The 6,222-nt window shown below is 64.5% G+C and carries 5 protein-coding genes; 1 reads left to right on the top strand and 4 read right to left on the bottom strand.

The window, feature by feature from the left end:
* Positions 1-39 precede the first annotated feature (39 nt).
* Both HU770_RS12260 and ycaC read right to left on the bottom strand, forming a co-directional pair.
* Positions 40-606: an antibiotic biosynthesis monooxygenase gene (locus HU770_RS12260; RefSeq protein WP_186663736.1), complete on the bottom strand. Its 567-nt coding sequence runs from the start codon at positions 604-606 to the stop codon at positions 40-42.
* 118 nt (positions 607-724) lie between these two features.
* Positions 725-1,354 (bottom strand): isochorismate family cysteine hydrolase YcaC, encoded by a 630-nt coding sequence (gene ycaC, locus HU770_RS12255; protein WP_033702251.1) that lies wholly within the window; start codon positions 1,352-1,354, stop codon positions 725-727.
* A 273-nt stretch (positions 1,355-1,627) separates the two neighbouring features.
* On the opposite strand from ycaC, the gene HU770_RS12250 reads away from it, so the two are divergent.
* Positions 1,628-3,055 (top strand): mechanosensitive ion channel family protein, encoded by a 1,428-nt coding sequence (locus tag HU770_RS12250; protein ID WP_186663735.1) that lies wholly within the window; start codon positions 1,628-1,630, stop codon positions 3,053-3,055.
* Positions 3,056-3,211: 156 nt separating this feature from the next.
* Here the strand turns inward: HU770_RS12250 and HU770_RS12245 are convergent, their stop codons facing one another.
* Both HU770_RS12245 and HU770_RS12240 read right to left on the bottom strand, forming a co-directional pair.
* Complete coding sequence (locus tag HU770_RS12245; protein ID WP_186663734.1) at positions 3,212-4,498, bottom strand: FAD-binding oxidoreductase; 1,287 nt, start codon at positions 4,496-4,498, stop codon at positions 3,212-3,214.
* 170 nt (positions 4,499-4,668) lie between these two features.
* Positions 4,669-6,159, bottom strand: coding sequence for an aldehyde dehydrogenase family protein (locus HU770_RS12240; RefSeq protein WP_186663733.1), 1,491 nt, complete (start codon positions 6,157-6,159; stop codon positions 4,669-4,671).
* Positions 6,160-6,222: the final 63 nt, after the last annotated feature.

Here is a 6,222-nt window from a genome sequence, read left to right as displayed (position 1 = left end):
CACCTAGAAATCATTTTTGGGTGGGGGGGTGGGTCTGGCTCAGCCACGCAGCCAGTTGGCGCAGCGGCGGGTTACCCACGGCATGATGTAGAACACCACGGGCAGGATGACGAACAGGTTGACGATCAGGTTGCCGGTGATCGGGCCACCCAGCTGCGGGACGCGGGCGAACAACGGCGCCAGCAGTTGCGGGATGATCATGGTCATCGGGCAGATCACCAGGTAGGTCAGCAGTGCCTGCTTCCAGCGCGGCGGTTGCTTCGCGGTGGTGCTCGGCGGGGTGAACCAGAACTCCGGGTCGTCGTGGACCTGGGTGTTGTCACCCTCCTCCAGCAACGGCAGCACCTGGCTGACCAGCGTCTGGCGCTCGGTGGAGTTGACCCAGGCCTGCAACAGGCTGGCGTCGCTGAAGCGCACCACGGTGGTGAAGTGGCGGCCACCGTCTTCCGGGCGGATCACGTTGACATCGAGGTGTCCGGGTTGGCGGCGTGCGGCGCTGACCGTGTGCTTGAGCCAGGCTTCGTAGCCTGCCAATGCTTCGGTGCGAACCTTGTGCTGGATGACCAGCGTAACCACGTTGCGGTTGTCTTGGAGTGCGGTGTTCATCGGCGTTCCTTGGGATGAGCTGGCCCGCATCCACTGTGCAACGGCGAACGGGCGGAAGATTGCATGGGTGTGCTGCCCTTGCCGGGCACCGACTGGCGGTGCCCGGGGGCGTGGCGGGTTACTTGCCGGCGTTGAAGGCGTTGTAGCTGCTCATCAGGTTGCGGTAGTCCGGGATGTGGTTGGAGCACAGCGCCGCCAGGCCTTCGACATCGTTGCGCCAGTCGCGGTGTAGCTCACAGGCCACGCCGAACCAGGTCATCAGTTGCGCACCGGCACGGCTCATGCGGTCATGGGCGGCGTCGCGGGTCATGGCGTTGAAGGTGCCGGACGCATCGGTCACCACGAACACCTCGAATTCTTCTTCCAGGGCTGCCAGGGCCGGGAAGGCTACGCACACCTCAGTCACGACACCGGCGATGATCAGTTGCTTCTTGCCGGTGGCCTTCACGGCCTTGACGAAGTCTTCGTTGTCCCAGGCGTTGATCTGGCCTGGGCGGGCGATGTAGGGCGCGTCCGGGAACAGCGCTTTCAGCTCGGGTACCAGCGGGCCGTTGGGGCCTTGCTCGAAGCTGGTGGTGAGGATGGTTGGCAGGTTGAAGAACTTGGCCAGGTCGGCCAGGGCCAGCACGTTGTTCTTGAAGGCGTCCGGCTCGATGTCACGCACCAGGGACAGCAGGCCAGCCTGGTGGTCGACCAGCAGCACGGCAGCGTCGTCTTTGTTCAGGCGGTTGTATTTGAATGGGGTCATGGTCGTTGCTCCTAAGGGTTTTGATCTTCAGTGATTTGGGTGTTTCGCGTTGATGGGAGAAGATTAAAACCATCACCTTTGGAGCGGTAGATAGCTGTTTTTGGCTTTAGCGTTCTATTTTGTGAACGATAAGTTGGCAATGGTTTTGCTGGCTTGTTTGCGGAACGAGTCCGCACCCAACGCCTTCGACCGCTGCGGCAATGGCCATTCATTGCCTGGCGAACCAACCTGCTCTATTACTACCCACAGCCCTCCCCTCATCCCGAGACCACCATGCTGGCCTTTATCCAGTCTTCCCCGTTGCTGCTCGGCTGCGCCCTGATCCTGCTCGACCTCGTGCTCTGGCAACTGATCCCCCTCCAGCGCCGGGCCTGGCGTATCGGCGCGCGGCTGGTGATCTTCCTGCTGTTCAGCTCGGTGCTGCTGGCCGCCGGCATGAGCCCGTTGCAACCACCGCCATGGCCCGATGACGTGTCGCGCAACCTGATGGCCACGGTGCTGACGATCGGCTGGTGGCTGTTCGGCGCGCGCACGGTGACCGTGGTGTTCGGCCTGCTGCTGGTGGCGCGCGGCAGCCATGGCGGGCGGTTGCTGCAGGATGTGCTGGGAGCGCTGATATTCCTGGCGGCGGTGGTGGCGGCGGCAGGCTACGTAATGCAGCTGCCGGTGAAGGGGCTGCTGGCCACCTCCGGGGTGATGGCCATCGTTATCGGCCTGGCATTGCAAAGCACCTTGGCCGATGTGTTCAGCGGCATCGTGCTGAACACCACACGGCCCTATCAGATCGGCGATGCGATCTCCATCGATGGCACCGAAGGCAAGGTACTGGACATCGACTGGCGCGCCACCCGCCTGCTGACCGGGTCCGGCAGCCTGGCGGTGATCCCCAACTCGGTGGCGGCCAAGGCCAAGCTGCTCAACCACAGCCGCCCGGCCGATGTGCACGGTGTATCGATCAGCGTGGTGGTGCCGGCCAAGGTGCGGCCGAAGCGGGTGTTCGATGCGCTGGAGAAGGCCTTGCAGGGCACCCGCGCGATACTGGCCTCGCCCAAGCCGAAAGTCACCGTGAAGGCCTCGACCCTGGAGTCGGTGGAATACGAGGCCAGTGGTTTCATTGCCGACATGGGCGGCAAGACCGAAGCGCGCAATCAGCTGTTCGACCTGGCCCACCGGCACCTTGAGGCCAGTGGCGTGATGTGGAACGTCGACCTGGCCATGCCGCCACGCAGCCGCCAGCGCGAAGTACTGGACGAGGTGCGGGTGTTCCGTTCGCTGAGCGATGACGAACGCGATGCGCTGAGCCAGCGCATGACCGCGGTAGAGTACCTGGCCGACCAGGTGATCCTGGGGGTGGGCGAACGCTCGGAGCATCTGTTGGTGATTGGCAGCGGCGTGGTTTCGGCGTCGGTCCGCGACGGCGACAAGTTGCTGGAGGCTGGGCGCATGGGGCCTGGGGAGGTACTGGGAATCGAGGGCATCCTCGACGAGGACGACGGCTTCGCTGAATTCCGCACGCTGACCAGCTGCGTGCTTTACCGCATCGACAAGGAACAGGTGAAGAGCTGCCTGGTGCAGCGCGGCGAGGTACAGACGGCGTTAAGCAAGTTGCAGCGGTTCCGGCGCCAGAGCCGGGAGTCGCTACTGCTGCAGAAGCCGACCCTGATCAAGAAGGGCGGCTTCCTCAGCTGGTTGCACAAATGACCTGAGCCCCTGAATTGGCGCTGATTGTAGGAGCGGCCTTGCGTCGCGAAAGGGTCGCGCAGCGGCCCCGGCGATTTTTGCTGCGCCATAGAACTTGGGGCCGCTGCGCAGCCCTTTCGCGACGCAAGGCCGCTCCTACAGAACCGTAGCAGTACCTTACAACACCACTCTCAAACACTGCCCCGCGTGGTACAGCGAGAACCCGGACTCATAGAACGCCGTGCGCAACGACGGCGCACTCACCCCGGTCATCGGCGAGAACGGAATCGGCAAGCTGTCCGCCTCACCCTTGAGCAGGAACTCGGCAAACGCCCGGCCGATCACGGTCCCGGTGGTGTTGCCGCGCCCGTTGTAACCGGTCACCGCGACCAACCCAGGCGCCGGCTCGAACAGCCGCATCAGGTGGTCGGGGGTGAAATCGATGCAGCCAGTCCAGTGCATCTCCCACTCGACCTTGCCCAGCTCCGGGTAGTAATGGCTCTGGATCCGGTCCGCCCAACTGCGCACGAACCAGGCCGGCTTGTTGTCGACCCGGCCCAGGCTGCCAAGCAGCAGGCGGCCCTGGTCGTCACGGCGGATGCTGCTGAGCACAGTGCGGGTGTCCCAGGAGCCTTGGCCATGCGGCAGCACCTTGTCGGCGGCGGCGCCCTGCAGCGGCTTGGACGCCACCTGGTAGTAGTAACCGCGGAAGAACTGCTTCTGCAGGTTGCTCCAGTCGCCTTCAGTGTAGGCACCGGTGGACATCACCACCTTGTCGGCGCGCACCGAGCCGCGCGCGGTCTTCACTCGCCAGCCATCACCCTCGCGCTCCAGGCCCTCGACGGACGACTGCTGGAACACTTTGCCACCCAGGCGCGAGACCGCAGCGGCCAGGCCTTGGGTGTAACCCATGGGGTTGATGGTGCCGGCGCGGCGGTCGAGCAGCGCGGCGGAAATTTTGTTGGTACCGCAGTATTCCTGGCATTGGGCGCCGGTCAGCAGCTCCACATCAGCCCCTCGCCGGCGCCACTGTTCATGGCGGGCTTCGAGGTCGGCGATGCCGGTGGCGTTGTGCGCCATGTGCAGCGTGCCTTTGTGCTGGGCCTGGCAGTCGATGCCAAGGCGCTCGATCATGGCGAAGACCTCGCCGGGTGCCTCGCCGAGCACCTTGTTCAAGCGGCTGCCCTGCTTCTGGCCGAGGGTCGCCTCGACATCGTCGGGGCGGATCCAGGTGCCCGCGTTGACCAGGCCGACGTTACGTCCGGAGCCTCCGTGGCCGATCTGCCAAGCCTCCAGCAGAATCACCGACTTGCCCTGTTCCAGCAGGTGGATGGCTGCGGACAGGCCGGTGATGCCGCCACCGATGACACAGACATCGGCCTTGTGCTCACCGGCCAGGGCCTGGGCGGCGACGGTGGGTTTGCTGACGAATTCCCACAAGCATTGTTGACGCAGTTCGGACATGGCCGGCTCCAGCAGTGTTGTTCTTATTGCGGGTGCATCTCGTGTTTTGGCGCCGCTTTGCGGCCCATTCGCAGGCAAGCCCGCTCCCACAGAGATCGCGTTGTGTGCATGATTTCTGTGGGAGCGGGCTTGCCCCGCGAACCGGGGGCATCGCCCCCGGCCATGCAGCATCAGTCGAACACGATACCCTGCGCCAGCGGCAGCTCGCGCGAGTAGTTGACGGTGTTGGTCTGGCGGCGCATGTAGCCTTTCCAGGCATCCGAACCGGACTCACGGCCACCGCCGGTCTCCTTCTCGCCACCAAACGCACCGCCGATCTCGGCGCCGCTGGTGCCGATGTTGACGTTGGCGATGCCGCAGTCGCTGCCCGAGGCACTCTGGAAGCGCTCGGCTTCACGGATGTCGGTGGTGAAGATGCACGAGGACAGGCCCTGTGGCACTTCGTTATTCAGGCGCAGGGCCTCTTCGAAGTCGTCGTAGGCCAGCACGTACAGGATCGGCGCGAAGGTTTCGTGGCGCACTACGTCGCTCTGGGCCGGCATCTCGGCGATGGCCGGGGATACGTAGTAGGCATTCGGGTACTGGTCAGCCAGCTGACGCTCGCCGCCAAACACCTGGCCGCCTTCGTCGCGGGCCTTGGCCAGCGCGCCCTGCATGGCATCGAACGACAGCTTGTCGATCAGCGGGCCCACCAGGTTGTCCTTGCGTGGGTCACCGATACGCACCTTGGCGTAGGCGGCTTTGACGCGGGCAACCACTTCGTCCTTGATCGAACGGTGCACGATCAGGCGGCGCAAGGTGGTGCAACGCTGGCCGGCAGTACCGACGGCCGAGAACAGGATGCCACGCACGGCCAGGTCCAGGTCCGCGCTCGGCGCCAGGATCATGGCGTTGTTGCCACCCAGTTCGAGGATGCTGCGGCCGAAGCGGGCAGCGACACGTGGGCCGACTTCACGGCCCATGCGGGTACTGCCGGTAGCGCTGACCAGCGGCACACGCAGGTCGTCGACCATGGCTTCGCCCGCTTCACGGCCACCGATGACCAGTTGCGCCAGGCCAGCCGGTGCATCGCCAAAGGCTTTCAGGGCTTTTTCGAACAGCGCCTGGCAGGCCAGGGCGGTCAGTGGGGTCTTTTCCGACGGCTTCCACACCACCGAGTTACCGGCCACCAGGGCCAGTGCGGTGTTCCAGGCCCAGACGGCCACCGGGAAGTTGAAGGCGCTGATCACGCCAACCACGCCCAGCGGGTGCCAGCTTTCACGCATGTGGTGGCCCGGGCGCTCGGAGGCGATGGTCAGGCCGTACAGTTGACGCGACAGGCCGACGGCGAAGTCGCAGATGTCGATCATTTCCTGGACTTCGCCCAGGCCTTCCTGGGTAATCTTGCCGGCTTCGATCGAAACCAGCTCGCCGAGGTCGGCCTTGTGCTCACGCAGCACTTCGCCGAACAGGCGGACCAGCTCGCCACGGCGTGGGGCCGGTACGCTGCGCCAGGCTTCGAAGGCGCTGTGGGCCTGATCGATGCGGGCGATGGTCTCGGCCTTGCCGAGCAGCTTCACCGAGGCGATCTGGCTGCCGTCGATCGGCGTGTGAACAGGGTAGTCGCCCTGGGTGTAAGCCTCGGCGGCAACGCCAAGACGCTCGAGCAATCCAGCAACCATTGGTGCATCTCCTACATCGGTGATGGGGTGGAAAAATGATGTGGATCAGTATTAATCCGATCA

It is taken from the genome of Pseudomonas sp. SWRI68, from assembly GCF_014269165.1.
In the GTDB taxonomy this organism is placed as follows: Bacteria; Pseudomonadota; Gammaproteobacteria; order Pseudomonadales; family Pseudomonadaceae; genus Aquipseudomonas; species Aquipseudomonas capeferrum.
The sequence above is the reverse complement of the archived record's forward strand: the minus strand, read 5'-3'. Positions and strand labels throughout refer to the sequence as shown.